Here is a 14,999-nt window from a genome sequence, read left to right on the forward strand (position 1 = left end):
ATGATTAATAATTCTTTACTATATATAATTTCCTTAAGCATAAAAATGCTAATTTTAGCGTTTACATAATTTACTATTATTATACAGCTAAATTTATATAAAAAAAATAGAAGACTGTAAATCTACAGTCTTCTTATTACTAATATAAATATTTATTATAATCCAGCTTGCTCTCTTAAAGCTTCAGCTTTATTAGTTCTTTCCCATGGTAAATCTAAGTCAGTTCTACCAAAGTGTCCATAAGCTGCAACATTTTTGTACATAGGCTTTCTTAAGTCTAAATCTCTTATTATTGCTCCTGGTCTTAAATCAAAGTTCTTGTTAACTAAATCAACAAGTAATTCTTCACTTACTTTTCCAGTTCCAAATGTATCTATGAATACAGATAATGGTCTAGCAACTCCTATAGCATAAGCTAACTCTATTTCACATTTATCTGCAAGTCCTGCTGCTACTATATTTTTCGCAACGTATCTTGCAGCATATGCTGCTGATCTATCAACTTTTGTAGGATCTTTTCCTGAGAAAGCTCCTCCTCCATGTCTTGAGTATCCACCGTAAGTATCTATTATTATCTTTCTTCCAGTAAGACCTGTATCTCCTTGAGGTCCTCCTATAACGAATCTTCCAGTTGGATTTATATATATTTTAGTTTCTTCATCTAAAAGTGCTTCTGGTATAACAACTTTTATAACTTTTTCTATTAAATCTTTTCTTATTGTCTCAGTACTTACTGTTTCACAATGTTGAGTAGATATTAATACTGTATGAACTCTAACTGCTTTATTTCCATCGTATTCAACAGTAACTTGAGTCTTTCCATCTGGTCTTAAGTATTCTAATTCTCCACTTTTTCTAACTTCTGTTAATCTTCTTGATAACTTATGAGCAAGAGATATTGGAAGAGGCATTAATTCCTCTGTCTCATTACATGCGAAACCAAACATTATACCTTGGTCTCCAGCTCCTATTTTCTCTATTTCATCTTCAGTTAATTCACCGCTTCTATTTTCTAAAGCTTCATCAACTCCCATAGCAATATCCCCTGATTGCTCATCTATAGAAGTTATAACTGCACAAGTATCTCCGTCAAATCCAAACTTAGCTCTAGTGTATCCTATTTCTTTAACTGTTTCTCTAACTAATTTAGGTATATCAACGTAAGTGTTAGTACTTATTTCTCCTGCAACTAATACTAATCCTGTTGTAACTGTTGTTTCGCAAGCAACTCTAGCTTGTGGATCTTTTTCTAAAAGTGCATCTAGTATTGCATCTGATATTTGATCACATATTTTATCTGGATGCCCTTCTGTAACTGATTCTGAAGTAAATAAATGTTTTGCCATTAATGTTTCCTCCTTTTATCTTTTAACCTTAGATTAAAATTCTTTCTATTACCTTAGATCCATAATTGGAATAGTCTTTCTTGATATTAAAAAAACCTCTTCTTTTTATAAGAAGAGGTTAATTATATTCGTCAATAATTAACTAACCTCATCTTTCAAGATATAAAATCTTGTAGGAATTAGCACCTTTTCCATTCGGAATGGTTGCTGGGTTTCACAGGGCCTGTCCCTCCACCTCTCTTAATAAGGTAATTAAGAAATTTTATTAATTTTTTATTACTTTATTAATTATACTATTATTAATGATTCTTATCAATATGTTTCTTTAAATTTTAAATGTTATTTTTTACTTTAGGCTCTCATATATTTATTTTAAGGGGGGATGTTCCTATGTATTTGGCTAAAGTAAACTATAAAAAAGATAATGTTGTTCAAATCCTTAGTGATACATTAAAAGATATAATTGATGAGAATACGGTTATAGTTTGTATAGGAACAGATAGAGCTATAGGCGATTCTTTAGGCCCTTTAGTTGGAACGATGTTAAAAAACAGCAATTATAAATATCCTGTTTATGGTACTTTAGATAAACCTATTCATGCTTTAAATATATATGAATCCCTACAGTCTATAAAGAAAAAACATGTTAATGGTAATTTTCTGGCTATAGATGCTTGTCTAGGATCAAAAAGCAATATAGGAAATTTACAAGTAAGAAAAGGACCTATCCTGCCCGGAAAGGGAGTAGGTAAGAAACTTCCTGAAATTGGGAATTATTCTATCGTTGGTATTGTTGATAAAGTAGACGAAAATAATAAGTTTTCATTTAATAGTATCCGTCTAAGCTTTATTTTAGATATGGCTGAAATAATAGCATTATCCTTAATACTTTCAACCTGATTTCAATATATCCCCTTTATACTAAAAAATAAAGAAGCTGTCAAAAGACAGCTTCTTTATTTTTGAACTAATGCAAACATTAATTCTCCGCTACAAACTAATTCTCCATCAACATATGCGCTTGCATTGGCCTTACCTATATTTCTTCTTAAAGAAGTCATTTCAACTTCCATTCTTAATGTATCTCCCGGTCTAACTTCTTTTTTAAATCTAACTTTATCTATACCTGCAAACACACCTAGTTTCCCTTTATTTTCATCTATAGACATCATAGCCACAGCTCCAACTTGAGCCATAGCTTCTATTATTAGAACTCCTGGCATTATAGGGTATTCTGGAAAATGTCCTTGGAAAAATGGTTCATTAACACTTACATTTTTTATCCCTACAGCTCTTTTACCTTCTTCAAGTTCAACAACTTTATCTACAAGTAAAAATGGATACCTATGAGGTATTAATTCTTTTATTTGATCAATATTTAGCATATTATTCTTCTCCTTTTATAGTTTTTCTTTTGAATAACCCTGTTCCACCTGTTTCTAACATATCTAAAGCTGATAATGACTCTCCTGTCCCTTTCGCAACACAAGATAAAGGATCTTCAGCTATTTTAACTTGCATACCTGTACTTTCCTCTATTCTTTTGTCTAGTCCATATAAAAGAGCTCCTCCACCTGTCATTATTATTCCACTTTCACTTATATCTGCTGCAAGTTCTGGAGGAGTTTTTTCAAGTACAGATCTAACAGTAGAAACAATTTGGTTAACTCCATCTGCCAAAGCATCTAGCATTTCCTTTGAGTCTATAGTTATTTTTTGAGGAAGTCCTGTTACTAAATTTCTACCTTTTACATCCATAGTAACTTCTTCTTCTCTAGGATATGCAGTCCCAATATTAATTTTAACTTGTTCAGCAGTTCTATCCCCTATAAGTAAATTATGTTTTTTTCTCATATAATTTACTATATATTCATCAAACTTATCTCCACCAATTCTTATAGATTCACTTACAACCGCTCCTCCTAAAGATATTACGGCTATATCTGCTGTTCCTCCACCTATATCAACAACCATATTACCATCAGGTTTAGATATATCTAATCCGGCCCCTATAGCCGCTGCTATAGGTTCTTCTATTATATAAACGTCTCTAGCTCCAGCTTGTCTTGTAGCTTCCTCTACAGCTCTCTTTTCTACCTCTGTAACTCCCGTTGGTACACATACCATTATTCTAGGCATGAAAAATCGTGAAAAACCTTTCTTGTCTACCACTTTGTCTACATAATATGTTAACATTTTTTCAGTAATATTATAATCAGATATTACTCCATCTTTTAAAGGTCTTATAGCTACTATATTTCCTGGTGTTCTTCCTATCATCTTTCTAGCTTCATCACCTACAGCTAAAACAGTTTGTGACTTTTTATCTATTGCTACAACAGAAGGTTCTTTTACAACAATACCCCTTCCATTGACATATACAAGAACATTTGCAGTACCTAAATCGATACCTATATCCGCTCCTTTTGTCATTAAATTCAACTCCTTCTCAATTTATATAAACTTTTCGTTAATTTTAACACTCTACATACAAAATATACAAAAACTTGTTTTTAGTCAAGAAAAAAATGTAGGTTTTTTAACCTACATTTTTATTACACTTCACTTCATATTTTTGTTTTGTTGCCATTCCCCCTCTTATATGCCTTTCAGATTTATTCTTTTCCAAAACCATTTTAACCTCTTTTGCAAGAGATGGATTAATTTCTTCTAATCGTTCAGTTACATCTTTGTGTATAGTACTTTTACTTACTCCAAATGTTTTAGCAGTTTGTCTAACTGTTGTTTTCTTTTCTAATATATACTTTGCTACAACTATAGCTCTTTCCTCTATATGCGATCTCAAAGCTTCCCCCCCTTAAATCCTACCTTAGTGATATATATGTAAAAAAACAAAAAAATATAACAAGCTTAATCAAATTTGATTAAGCTTGTTATATTTTTTATTTAATTAACGTCATAGGGTCTATAGATTTACCATCTTTTGTTGCAGTTACATGCACGTGTGCACCTTCTAAACTTTCTACACTAGTAGTATTACCAACTTTTCCTATTACATCTCCGTCTTTAACTTCTTGACCTTTTTTAACAGATACTTTGTCATCTAAGTTTGAATAAACAACAGCTACTTTATCTTTAGATTCCACTTTTACAGATACTCCATGTTGGTCATCTTTAAATACATCTGTTACTTTACCATTGACAACTGATTTTACCTTACTTCCTTTTTTAGCTTGTACATCTAATGCTTTATGTATTTCCCATACATCTAATGTACTTGAGTAACTAGGCTCTTTTTCTGAATACTCTCTAGTCACTTTTTCTCCTAGATAGTTTATTTTAGTTTCTTCCTTTTTAACAACTTCTTTTTCTTTTACCTTATCTAAGTTCTCTTTTGAATTGGTAGCTGTTGGCACAGTTTTATCATCTTTTTCTATTAGGTGAATTTCGCCTTCTTCATCACCTTTTGCTACTTTATTTTGATTATCTAAAAAACCGTTTTTTGAAGCTAAATCATCCACACTGTTTTTTGTAAACCAAATACCTCCAATTGCTACTAAACAAACACATACAAATAAGGCTAAGTAAAAACCATCTTTCTCTAATAGTTTTTTCTTTTTCATGACGCACCTCCAAATATATTCATACATTTGTATTTTGTACCTTATTTGTTATTTTTATACAATTTTTATTCTTTTATATTTATTTTATTTTCATATTTTTAATATTAATTTTTCACTATATATAAATAAATTAATATATCTTCATCTCTTCATTTCATTTAATTCTTGAAATACAAAAAAACTCTAAACTAACTTGCAAATCAAGTTAGTTTAGAGTTTTTAATATGTATCTTTAATATTAACATTTGAGTAATAATGTTCTAATATTTCATAATATTTATACCCATCCTTAGCCATTCCTTCTGCTCCCCATTGACTCATACCTACACCATGACCATATCCTTTTACAACAATATCCACATAATCTTTATTAAATTTCAAATCAAAGTTAGCAGAATTTAAATTAAATAAACTCCTTATGTCACGGCCTGATATCTCTTTATTTCCAATCTTTATCTTCTCAACCGACCCACCTTTACTTCTTTCTTCTATACTAACTTGTTTTGATAATTTATCATTAGAAATCGACATATTAGGATAACCTTTTCTCAACGTATTTATAAAGTCAGAATTATTTATCTTAACATTAGATGCATATTTAGGAGCATTTTTATCATAAGGACTATCTACAGATCTCAAATATGGATATTTAGTACTAAATACCTCTTCACTATTTTCTGTATTTCCTGATGATGTAGAAAAATATAATGGTAAAATTGGCTCATCTTCATATACTATAATTTGACCCTTAGTATCTTTCACAACTTGTTCTATTTTTGTATAAAATTTATCCATCCAAGCTTGGCCATTTTTACTTAGTAATTCTGATTTACTTTTATATTCCTGACAATGCTTATAATCTGTACATACAGCTGCATTTTTATGCTTACCAGTTTTTTCACTATATACTGTAAATGTTCTAGCAGCTACTGCTTGCGCCTTTAAAGCCTCTTTATCAAACTCTGCAGACATTTCCCCTGCAAGAACTCCACATAAATAAGCTTCTATGTCTATAGTCTCCACTATTCCTTTTTTATGATTATAAACCTTTATTTTAGGTGATTCCTTATTTATAGTTTCGTAATTTTTAACACTTTTCTTTTTATTAATTTTTAGCTTAGTTTCAATTTTCAACTTATTTTGGATATGTGGTACTATATCTGACTTTGAATCCGAACTATATGCAAATATAGATACGCAAATAGGTATCGCCGCAGTTACCAAAACAGTACTAGCTAAAACTAACAATGGGTTTTTCATAAAATTTTCCTCCTTGGATAAATACTTCTAATCCATAAATTTTATGAAAAACCCGTGTTAATTATGACTAATTATTAGTCTTCAATTATTTCTATATTTCCACCTAATGCTTGTATCTTCTTATCTATGTCTACATATCCTCTTTGTATATGATATATATCTCCTATTTCAGTTACTCCTTCAGCTATAAGTCCACATAAAATTAACGCAGCTCCAGCTCTTAAATCTGTTGCTTTTACTGTTGATCCATGTAATTGATCTACACCTGAAACAATAGCACTTCTACCTTCTATTTTTATATTAGCGCCCATTCTATTGAACTCTGCAACGTGCATAAATCTATTTTCAAATACAGTTTCTATAACTACTCCCGTTCCATTTGCTACAGTAGCCATAGCCATAAATTGAGCTTGAACATCTGTTGGGAACCCTGGGTGTGGTAATGTCTTGATATCTATTGGCTTTAATACCTCAGGTCCTTTGACTCTCACAGAATTATCCATATCTATTATTTCACATCCAGCCTCTTTTAATTTAGCTACAACAGGCTTTAAATGTTCCATAATTACATTGTCTATAGTTATATCTCCTTTTGTCATAGCTGCTGCAACCATATATGTAGCTGCTTCTATTCTATCTGGTATAACTGTATGTTCAGCACCTTTAAGTGACTTAACTCCTTTTATTCTTATTGTGTTAGTTCCTGCCCCTTTTACGTCAGCTCCCATTTCATTTAAGAAGTTTGCTAAATCAACTATTTCTGGTTCTTCTGCAGCATTTTCTACTATAGTAGTACCTTCTGCTAAAGCAGCAGCCATCATTATATTTTCTGTAGCTCCTACTGATGGGAAGTCTAAGTATAACTTACTTCCTACTAATTTCTCCGTATTAGCCTCCACAAATCCATGATCTATTATTACATTAGCTCCTAATGCCTTAAATCCTTTTAGATGTAAATCTATAGGTCTAGTTCCTATTGCACATCCTCCTGGCATAGATATCTTTGTATGGTTAAATCTAGCAAGTAGTGGTCCCATTACTAAGAATGATGCTCTCATCTTTCTTACAAGCTCATATGGAGCTTCACAAGTCTTTATATTACTTGCATCTACTGTTAATGTACAATCCTTATATTCAACCTCAGCACCTAAATGTCTTAATAAGTCAGATATTACATGTACATCTTTTAAGTTAGGAACCCCTTTTAACACTGATTTTCCATCCGCTAATAAAGTTGCTGCTATTATTGGTAATACTGCATTTTTTGCCCCATCTATTTTAACACTTCCTACAAGTGGATTACTCTTCTTAACTAAAATTTTTGCCATTTCACTTTTCTCCTCACACTAATAATCTAATTTTATTATAGGTGTAGCTACGTAAATCATAGTTTTTTCTTCGTTTTCGCTATACCTAATTCCTATATTTAAATTTACCTTATTTCCCAAATATTCAAGGTAATCAGTTTTAATCAATTTACTAAAAGCTGTTACCGACATAAAGTTTTCTTCTTCAACCCTATCTATTTCTTTAGCATTCATATTATATAATATTTTTTTCAAAATATCATCATATTTGTGTAGTTGTAACTTTTTTTTATACTCTCCAGCCATACATGTATAAATATCGACTTTTTTGCAATACAAATTTAGAGTATTTTCTACAACTGTATAAATATCCACTATATCTTTATATACTTTATTTTCTAATATGTCAACTATAATATATGACTCATTTTTACCTTTATTAGCGACAATGATAGATATATTTCTATCTTTTTCATCTATCTGTGCATATACCTGAGTTTGAGTATCCTTTTTACTTTCAATCCATTTTAAATTAGATTCCTCAAGCCCTAAGTTAGAAATTATTTCCATGCAAATATTTTTCATCTCTTCTTTTTCTAAAGATTTATCTAAATATGCATTAGCTTTCATATTATAAAATTTAAAATTACTATCTATACTTTCAAAAGTATTTACTAGTTGATTATATCCATTATTCTTTATTTCAGCTTCTGATTCTCCATAGAACAAAACTATCCCTAATAAAAATATAAATATCAAACTTATACTCACTAATATTTTTTTCATAGTATTACCTCCCCATATTTCCAGTTTTATACTATAAAGTATTAACAAAAATTGGTTGGTTATACTATTCATGATTCCAAAAATATTTTAATATATTATTATAATTTTTTCTATACATATTAAATTATATATAATTTTACACAATAAAAAAGCTATACTTATATTTTAAGTGTAGCCGGTTGCATCAATAACTCCATATATCCAAGATGCCCACATATAGGATATAGTTCTTCGCTTCTCAATTCATTATGAAATATATTTAATTGCGCATTAGAGACTAAATTTGGCGCTTTTAAGCTTTCGTATGAGTTTCATTTAGATTTACCCTATCTTATACTCTCAAAAGCTTCAAATCACTATTTTTAAGATTTAGTTAATTAGTCAGTATCTTAAATTAGTATTGTATATAAAATTATACATAAAGTTTAAAAAGGTGATTCTCAATACAAAATTGAGATATCACCTTTGATTGTTATTATTCAACAGTAACTGATTTAGCTAAGTTTCTTGGCTTATCTACATCGCAACCTCTTTCAACTGCAACATAGTAAGATAATAATTGAAGTGGTAAAACTGTTAATATGCTTGATAATACATCCTCAACATTAGGTATATAGATCACTTCATCAGCAGATTTTTCAACTTCTTTATTTTTCTCTTGAGCTACAGCAATTACATATGCTCCTCTTGCTCTAACTTCTTCCATGTTAGAAACCATTTTTTCAAATAACTCTCCTTGAGAAGCTATAGCAACTACAGGAGTTCCTTTTTCTATTAATGCTATAGTTCCATGCTTTAACTCACCTGCAGCAAATGCTTCTGCATGTATATATGATATTTCTTTTATTTTTAAAGCACCTTCCATAGCTATATTATAATCTAATCCTCTACCTAAGTAGAATGCACTGTGTTTTTCTTTTAAAGTCTTAGCAATTTCTTTTATATGATCTTCTTGTTTTAAAGCTTCTTCAACCTTTGAAGGCATTTCTTTTAGTTTTTCTATCATTTCATTATAGTACTCTCTAGTTATAGTACCTTTCTTTATAGCAAAGTCTAAAGCTATCATATAGAATGATACTAATTGAGTTGTATATGCCTTAGTTGATGCAACTGATATTTCAGGTCCTGCCCAAGTATAGAATACATCGTCTGATTCCCTTGCAATTGAAGATCCAACAACGTTAGTTACTGATAATATTCTAGCTCCTCTTTCTTTAGCATATCTTAAAGAAGCTAAAGTGTCTGCAGTTTCTCCTGATTGACTTACTAATATTAATAGTGTCTTATCATCTATAAATGGATCTCTATATCTAAATTCTGATGCTATATCTGTTATAACTGGTATCTTAGCAAATTTTTCTATAGCGAATTTTCCTATAAGTCCAGCATGATAAGCAGTTCCACACGCTACTATATAAACTCTATTTATATTGTCTAAATCTTCTTTAGTCATCTTTATATCATCTAAATGGATTTCTCCGTTTTCATTTAATCTTCTTACTAATGTTTCTTTTACTCCATTAGGTTGTTCATATATTTCTTTTAACATGAAATGTTCGTATCCACCTTTAGATGCAGCTTCAACATCCCAAGTAATTTCATTAACTTCTTTATTTACTACTTCTCTATTTTCATTTAATATAGTAACTTTATCTCCTACTATATGAACAAATTCACCATTTTCTAAGAAATATACATTTCTTGTATATTTTAATATTGCAGGTATATCTGACGCTATAAAGTTTTCTCCATCTCCAAGTCCCACAACTAAAGGACTATCTTTTCTAACTGATACTAATTCTTGATTATTATCTTTACATATAACACCTAGTGCATATGCTCCTCTTAATCTTTGAGTAGCTTTATATACTGCATCTAATAAATTACCTTCATAATATTTATCAACTAAATGTGCTACTACTTCTGTATCTGTTTGAGATAAGAATTTTACACCTTCAGCTTGTAATTCTTCTTTTAATTCCATATAGTTTTCTATAATTCCATTGTGAACTACAGCTATTGTTCTATCCATATTAAAGTGAGGATGTGAATTAACATCTGATGGCTCTCCATGAGTTGCCCATCTTGTATGTCCTATTCCTAAACCTCCATTTATAGGGTTCTTTTCTAGATCCTCTGCTAAAACAGCTAATCTTCCTTTAAATTTTCTTATTTCTAACTCATTTCCTGTATTTATAGCAACACCTGCAGAATCATACCCTCTGTATTCAAGCTTTGATAGTCCTTCTACTAAAACTTCTGTCGCCATTCTATTTCCTAAATATCCAACTATACCACACATAATTTGTGTCCTCCTAAAAATATTATTATTTTATATATTTTTAAGATTCAGGTCAGTTTACATAAACTTTTTTTTGTACATATAATCACTTATACGGTTTGTAAAAGTCTTCCGATGGTAAACACACCGCAGAGTATCCGCCGACAATTCGATAAACTCTGTCCTCGTCAACTTAGATTTTACTAAGTTCTGGCGCTTGCAAAGTAAATACTAAGACTTAATCTTAGTATTTACTTCTGAAATTATGATAATTTCTCTTGTATTAAATTAGCTAAATTTGTAGCTAATTCTTTTAGTTGACCTTCATCTTTACCCTCTAACATAACTCTTACTAATGGCTCTGTTCCTGATGGTCTTATTAAGACTCTTCCACATCCGTCCATTAGTTTTTCTATTCTTTCTATTTCAGCTTTAATTTCTGGTATTTCCATATATCTATTTTTATTTTCATTTTTTATTCTAGCATTAACTAATACTTGTGGATATTGATTCATTACTGCTGCAAGTTCTGATAAAGTTTTACCTTCTTCTTTAACTATTTGAGCCAAAACTAAAGAACTTAAAGTTCCATCTCCAGTCGTATTATAATCTAAGAAAATCATATGACCTGATTGCTCTCCACCTAAATTATATCCACTGTTTTTCATTTCCTCTAAAACATATCTGTCTCCTACAGCTGTTGTTGCTAGATTTATGTTGTTTTCTTTTGCAGCTATAACTAATCCTATATTACTCATAACTGTAACAACTAAAGTATCTTTAGCTAACTTGTTGTGCTTCTTTAAATATATTGCACTTAATATCATTATATGGTCACCATCTACAATTTGACCCTTTTCATTTACAGCTATTAGTCTATCTGCATCCCCATCATATGCAAGTCCTAAATCAGCTTTATTTTTTAATATAGCTTCTTGAAGACCCTCTGGGTGTGTTGATCCACATTTATCATTTATGTTATTTCCATCTGGTGTATTATTTATAGCTACTACATCTGCACCTAATTCTTCAAATACCATTGGGGCAACTTTATATGCAGCTCCATTCGCACAATCTAACACAACTTTTAATCCATTAAAATCTATATTTACTATAGTCTTTAAGTAATCAACATAATCTCTTACAGCATCATGTTCGTGTATCTTTTTACCAACTTTATCTCCAGTTGGATGTACTTCTACTTTTTCTATATCATCTATATATGACTCTATTTCAAGCTCAATAGAATCATCAAGTTTATATCCATGTTCATTAAAGAATTTTATTCCATTATATTCTACTGGGTTGTGAGATGCTGATATAACTACTCCACAATCTGCATTGTAATGCTTCGTTAAGTATGCAACTCCTGGAGTTGGTATTACACCAACAGTTATAATATCACATCCAACTGACATAAGTCCAGCTATAAGGGCTGATTCTAGCATATCTCCAGATACTCTTGTATCTTTACCAACTACAACCTTAACCTTATCTTTACCTTTAGTTAAAACATACCCTCCTGCTCTACCTAGTTTATATGCTAGCTCGCAGTTAAGCTCTGTATTAGCTATTCCTCTTACTCCGTCAGTTCCAAAATATTTTCTCATTTTAAAAAAACTCCTTCCAGCAATAAGACTCTAATATATCACAGTTTTATACTATGTTCAATACAGGTCTTTAGTTCATAATTGTTATTTTAATATGTTTCACAAAAAAAGACAATAGTATTTACACTATTGTCTCTTTTGTGTCATTAATTAAACAAACATGACATTTTGCGACTATGCAAGCGCTTCTTGAGATTTAACTGCTTCAGCACCTTTTAGTAAAGCTGCTTTGTTTAATGGAACAAATTTTTCTTTACTTGGACCGAAAACTTTTTTAAATGCTTCTAATACAGAATCTACTTCCACACATTTATTTAACTCTAAGTATGCTCCTAACATTATCATGTTAGCAACTCTTGGATTTCCAAGTTCTAAAGCTAATTCATTAGCTTGTATGTAGTAAGTTTTTACATCTGTTCTTTCAACTTTTTTCTCTATTAATGAACTGTTCACTAGTATTTTACCCCCAGGAACAACATCTTTTTCAAATTTATCAAGTGAAGGTAAGTTCATAACTATAGCACAAGTTGCATCATCAGTTATAACTGGTGATCCTACTGGAGTATCAGAAATTGTTACTGAACAGTTAGCAGTTCCTCCACGCATTTCTGGTCCATATGATGGTAACCATGAAACTTCCTTTTTCTCAAGCATTCCTGCATAAGTAAGTAATTGTCCCATAGACATAACACCTTGACCACCAAATCCTGCACATATTACTCTTTCTGTAGCCATATTACTTCGCCTCCTCAACTTTAACATCTTTAATATTTCCTATTGGATAGTATGGCATCATATTATCTCTTAGCCATTGTAATGAATCTTGAGGAGTTAATCCCCAGTTTGTAGGACAAGTTGATAATACTTCTACTATACCAAATCCTAATCCAGCTAATTGAACTTCAAAAGCTTTCTTTATAGCTTTTTTAGCTTTTCTTACATTAGCAGGAGTATCTACAGAAACTCTCTCTACAAATACAGCTCTATCTAAAGTTCCTAACATTTCAACCATTCTTATAGGAGCTCCTTGTAAGTTTATATCTCTTCCACTTTGAGCTGTAGTAGCTTTTTGACCTAATAAAGTTGTTGGAGCCATTTGGCCACCTGTCATACCATATATAGCATTATTTACAAATATTGTTGTAAATTTTTCTCCTCTTGCAGCAGCATGAACTATCTCAGCAGTTCCTATAGATGCTAAGTCTCCATCTCCTTGATAAGTAAATACTACTTTATCTGGATGAACTCTTTTTATACCTGTAGCAACAGCTGGTGCTCTACCATGAGAAGCCTCTTGCATGTCACAGTTAAAGTAATTGTATGCTAAAACTGAACATCCAACAGGAGCAACCCCTATAGTATCTCCTAATACATCTAGTTCTTCTAATACTTCTCCTACTAATCTATGGATTATACCATGTGTACATCCTGGACAGTAGTGTGTTTGGTTATCTGTTAATCCTTGAGTTTTCTTGAATACAAGTGTCATTATCTAGCACCTCCCATAGCAACTTGTTGAGATTGTTCTACTATTTCTTTAGCTTTTGCAGCTATTTCTGCTGGTGATGGTATCATACCACCTGTTCTTCCATAGAAGTGAACAGGTAATCTACCTTCTATAGCTAGTCTAACATCCTCTACCATTTGTCCAGTACTCATTTCTACTGTTAATAAGTTCTTAGCTTCTGGTATTTGATTAAATGCTTCAAATGGGAATGGCCATAAAGTTTTAGGTCTTATAAGACCTGCTTTTATACCTTCTTCTCTTAAACTTTCTATTGTATTTTTAACGATTCTTGAAGTAGTTCCGTATGCTACGAATACTATTTCAGCATCCTCTGTTTTGTACATTTCATATGCAGTTTCATTTTTTTCTATTTCTTTATATTTAGCATCTAAATTTATACAGTGATCTTCTAGAGATTTTGGATCTAAGTATAAAGAGTTTATTATATTTGGTTTTCTCTCCATTTTAGTTCCAACACTAGCCCAAGTTTTTGGAGCTAATTCTCTTGTTTTAGGCTTATTAAATTCTACTGGTTCCATCATTTGACCTATCATACCATCTCCAACTACCATAACTGGAGTTCTATAAAAATCTGCAACTTCAAAAGCTTCCATTACCATATCAACAGCTTCTTGAACAGTTGCTGGTGCATAAACTGGAGTTCTATAATCTCCATTTCCTCCACCTCTTGTTGACATAAAGTAGTCAGATTGAGATGGTTGTATTCCTCCAAGTCCTGGACCACCTCTCATTATATTAACAACAACACATGGAAGCTCTGCTCCTGCTGCGTATGTTATACCTTCTTGTTTTAAAGCTATTCCTGGCGAAGATGAAGATGTCATAACTCTAGCACCTGCTCCTGCTGCTCCATAAACCATATTTATCGCAGATACTTCTGATTCTGCTTGAACAAAAGCTCCTCCATTTTTTGGTAGTTCTCTAGACATATATTCTGGTAACTCGTTTTGTGGTGTTATTGGATAACCAAAGAAATACTTACAGCCAGCTTCCATAGCTGCTTTCCCTATTGCTTCGTTACCCTTCATAAGTATCTTAGCCATTTTAATTCCCCCTTAAGTTTGTATTTAGTCTCTCTCTACTGTTATAACTGCATCTGGACACATAGTTGCACAGTTTGCACATCCTACGCATTTATCCATATCAGAAACAGAAGCTGGATTATATCCTTTTTTGTTTATTGTAGCCTTGTCTATTTCTACAATCTTAACTGGACATGCTGAAACACAAAGTGCACACCCTTTACATAAGTCTTGGTCAAAAGTAACTTTTCCCTTAGCCATTTTAATTAGCCTCC

At 31.3% G+C, this 14,999-nt stretch carries 15 protein-coding genes and 2 riboswitches; of the genes, 1 reads left to right on the forward strand and 14 read right to left on the reverse strand.

The annotated features are described in order from the left end of the window. Positions 1–155 precede the first annotated feature (155 nt). Positions 156–1,346: a methionine adenosyltransferase gene (gene metK, locus ACN6I1_RS13625; protein ID WP_021431560.1), complete on the reverse strand. Its 1,191-nt coding sequence runs from the start codon at positions 1,344–1,346 to the stop codon at positions 156–158. A 145-nt stretch (positions 1,347–1,491) separates the two neighbouring features. Next, positions 1,492–1,596, reverse strand: a riboswitch (SAM riboswitch). Between the two features lie 140 nt (positions 1,597–1,736). Between metK and yyaC the strand changes: the two genes are divergently transcribed. Further along, complete coding sequence (gene yyaC, locus ACN6I1_RS13630; protein ID WP_021428266.1) at positions 1,737–2,246, forward strand: spore protease YyaC; 510 nt, start codon at positions 1,737–1,739, stop codon at positions 2,244–2,246. 56 nt (positions 2,247–2,302) lie between these two features. Here the strand turns inward: yyaC and fabZ are convergent, their stop codons facing one another. From fabZ to ACN6I1_RS13695, 13 genes are all read right to left on the reverse strand, one after another. Next, entirely contained in the window at positions 2,303–2,731 is a 429-nt protein-coding gene (fabZ, locus tag ACN6I1_RS13635; RefSeq protein ID WP_021431559.1) for a 3-hydroxyacyl-ACP dehydratase FabZ, read from the reverse strand. Between the two features lies 1 nt (position 2,732). Next, entirely contained in the window at positions 2,733–3,779 is a 1,047-nt protein-coding gene (locus ACN6I1_RS13640; protein ID WP_114542471.1) for a rod shape-determining protein, read from the reverse strand. 106 nt (positions 3,780–3,885) lie between these two features. Further along, positions 3,886–4,152, reverse strand: coding sequence for a sporulation transcriptional regulator SpoIIID (gene spoIIID, locus ACN6I1_RS13645; protein WP_021428251.1), 267 nt, complete (start codon positions 4,150–4,152; stop codon positions 3,886–3,888). A 97-nt stretch (positions 4,153–4,249) separates the two neighbouring features. After that, positions 4,250–4,930 carry a M23 family metallopeptidase gene (locus tag ACN6I1_RS13650; protein WP_021428283.1) on the reverse strand — a complete coding sequence of 227 codons (681 nt, stop codon included), beginning with the start codon at positions 4,928–4,930 and terminating at the stop codon, positions 4,250–4,252. 219 nt (positions 4,931–5,149) lie between these two features. Then, positions 5,150–6,190, reverse strand: coding sequence for a stage II sporulation protein D (gene spoIID, locus ACN6I1_RS13655; RefSeq protein ID WP_419742227.1), 1,041 nt, complete (start codon positions 6,188–6,190; stop codon positions 5,150–5,152). Positions 6,191–6,264: 74 nt separating this feature from the next. Further along, a complete protein-coding gene (murA, locus tag ACN6I1_RS13660) occupies positions 6,265–7,518 on the reverse strand; it encodes a UDP-N-acetylglucosamine 1-carboxyvinyltransferase (protein WP_021431555.1) in 1,254 nt (417 codons plus the stop codon). 18 nt (positions 7,519–7,536) lie between these two features. After that, positions 7,537–8,283 carry a YwmB family TATA-box binding protein gene (locus ACN6I1_RS13665; protein WP_021428328.1) on the reverse strand — a complete coding sequence of 249 codons (747 nt, stop codon included), beginning with the start codon at positions 8,281–8,283 and terminating at the stop codon, positions 7,537–7,539. A 164-nt stretch (positions 8,284–8,447) separates the two neighbouring features. After that, positions 8,448–8,531: riboswitch (cyclic di-GMP riboswitch) on the reverse strand. 227 nt (positions 8,532–8,758) lie between these two features. Beyond that, positions 8,759–10,585, reverse strand: coding sequence for a glutamine--fructose-6-phosphate transaminase (isomerizing) (gene glmS / locus ACN6I1_RS13670; RefSeq protein WP_025161772.1), 1,827 nt, complete (start codon positions 10,583–10,585; stop codon positions 8,759–8,761). A 242-nt stretch (positions 10,586–10,827) separates the two neighbouring features. Then, a complete protein-coding gene (gene glmM / locus ACN6I1_RS13675) occupies positions 10,828–12,174 on the reverse strand; it encodes a phosphoglucosamine mutase (RefSeq protein ID WP_419742228.1) in 1,347 nt (448 codons plus the stop codon). Between the two features lie 174 nt (positions 12,175–12,348). Continuing rightward, positions 12,349–12,909 (reverse strand): 2-oxoacid:acceptor oxidoreductase family protein, encoded by a 561-nt coding sequence (locus ACN6I1_RS13680; RefSeq protein ID WP_021428304.1) that lies wholly within the window; start codon positions 12,907–12,909, stop codon positions 12,349–12,351. Between the two features lies 1 nt (position 12,910). Next, on the reverse strand, positions 12,911–13,663 hold the full coding sequence (locus ACN6I1_RS13685; RefSeq protein WP_021428258.1) for a thiamine pyrophosphate-dependent enzyme: 753 nt from the start codon (positions 13,661–13,663) through the stop codon (positions 12,911–12,913). Beyond that, a complete protein-coding gene (locus ACN6I1_RS13690; RefSeq protein WP_021431551.1) occupies positions 13,663–14,745 on the reverse strand; it encodes a 3-methyl-2-oxobutanoate dehydrogenase subunit VorB in 1,083 nt (360 codons plus the stop codon). Before ACN6I1_RS13690 ends, ACN6I1_RS13685 begins: the two co-directional genes overlap by 1 nt. Positions 14,746–14,769: 24 nt before the next feature. Then, positions 14,770–14,985: a 4Fe-4S binding protein gene (locus tag ACN6I1_RS13695; protein ID WP_021428297.1), complete on the reverse strand. Its 216-nt coding sequence runs from the start codon at positions 14,983–14,985 to the stop codon at positions 14,770–14,772. Positions 14,986–14,999: the final 14 nt, after the last annotated feature.

The organism is Paraclostridium dentum (genome assembly GCF_048568265.1).
GTDB classification, from domain to species: domain Bacteria; phylum Bacillota; class Clostridia; order Peptostreptococcales; family Peptostreptococcaceae; genus Paraclostridium; species Paraclostridium dentum.

Excerpts from the sequence above, each read along its gene's own strand:
- metK (WP_021431560.1), bottom strand. The coding sequence starts at position 1,346 with ATGGCAAAACATTTATTTACTTCAGAATCAGTTACAGAAGGGCATCCA.
- yyaC (WP_021428266.1), top strand. The coding sequence starts at position 1,737 with ATGTATTTGGCTAAAGTAAACTATAAAAAAGATAATGTTGTTCAAATC.
- fabZ (WP_021431559.1), bottom strand. The coding sequence starts at position 2,731 with ATGCTAAATATTGATCAAATAAAAGAATTAATACCTCATAGGTATCCA.
- ACN6I1_RS13640 (WP_114542471.1), bottom strand. The coding sequence starts at position 3,779 with ATGACAAAAGGAGCGGATATAGGTATCGATTTAGGTACTGCAAATGTT.
- ACN6I1_RS13650 (WP_021428283.1), bottom strand. The coding sequence starts at position 4,930 with ATGAAAAAGAAAAAACTATTAGAGAAAGATGGTTTTTACTTAGCCTTA.
- spoIID (WP_419742227.1), bottom strand. The coding sequence starts at position 6,190 with ATGAAAAACCCATTGTTAGTTTTAGCTAGTACTGTTTTGGTAACTGCG.
- murA (WP_021431555.1), bottom strand. The coding sequence starts at position 7,518 with ATGGCAAAAATTTTAGTTAAGAAGAGTAATCCACTTGTAGGAAGTGTT.
- ACN6I1_RS13665 (WP_021428328.1), bottom strand. The coding sequence starts at position 8,283 with ATGAAAAAAATATTAGTGAGTATAAGTTTGATATTTATATTTTTATTA.
- glmS (WP_025161772.1), bottom strand. The coding sequence starts at position 10,585 with ATGTGTGGTATAGTTGGATATTTAGGAAATAGAATGGCGACAGAAGTT.
- glmM (WP_419742228.1), bottom strand. The coding sequence starts at position 12,174 with ATGAGAAAATATTTTGGAACTGACGGAGTAAGAGGAATAGCTAATACA.
- ACN6I1_RS13680 (WP_021428304.1), bottom strand. The coding sequence starts at position 12,909 with ATGGCTACAGAAAGAGTAATATGTGCAGGATTTGGTGGTCAAGGTGTT.
- ACN6I1_RS13685 (WP_021428258.1), bottom strand. The coding sequence starts at position 13,663 with ATGACACTTGTATTCAAGAAAACTCAAGGATTAACAGATAACCAAACA.
- ACN6I1_RS13690 (WP_021431551.1), bottom strand. The coding sequence starts at position 14,745 with ATGGCTAAGATACTTATGAAGGGTAACGAAGCAATAGGGAAAGCAGCT.
- ACN6I1_RS13695 (WP_021428297.1), bottom strand. The coding sequence starts at position 14,985 with ATGGCTAAGGGAAAAGTTACTTTTGACCAAGACTTATGTAAAGGGTGT.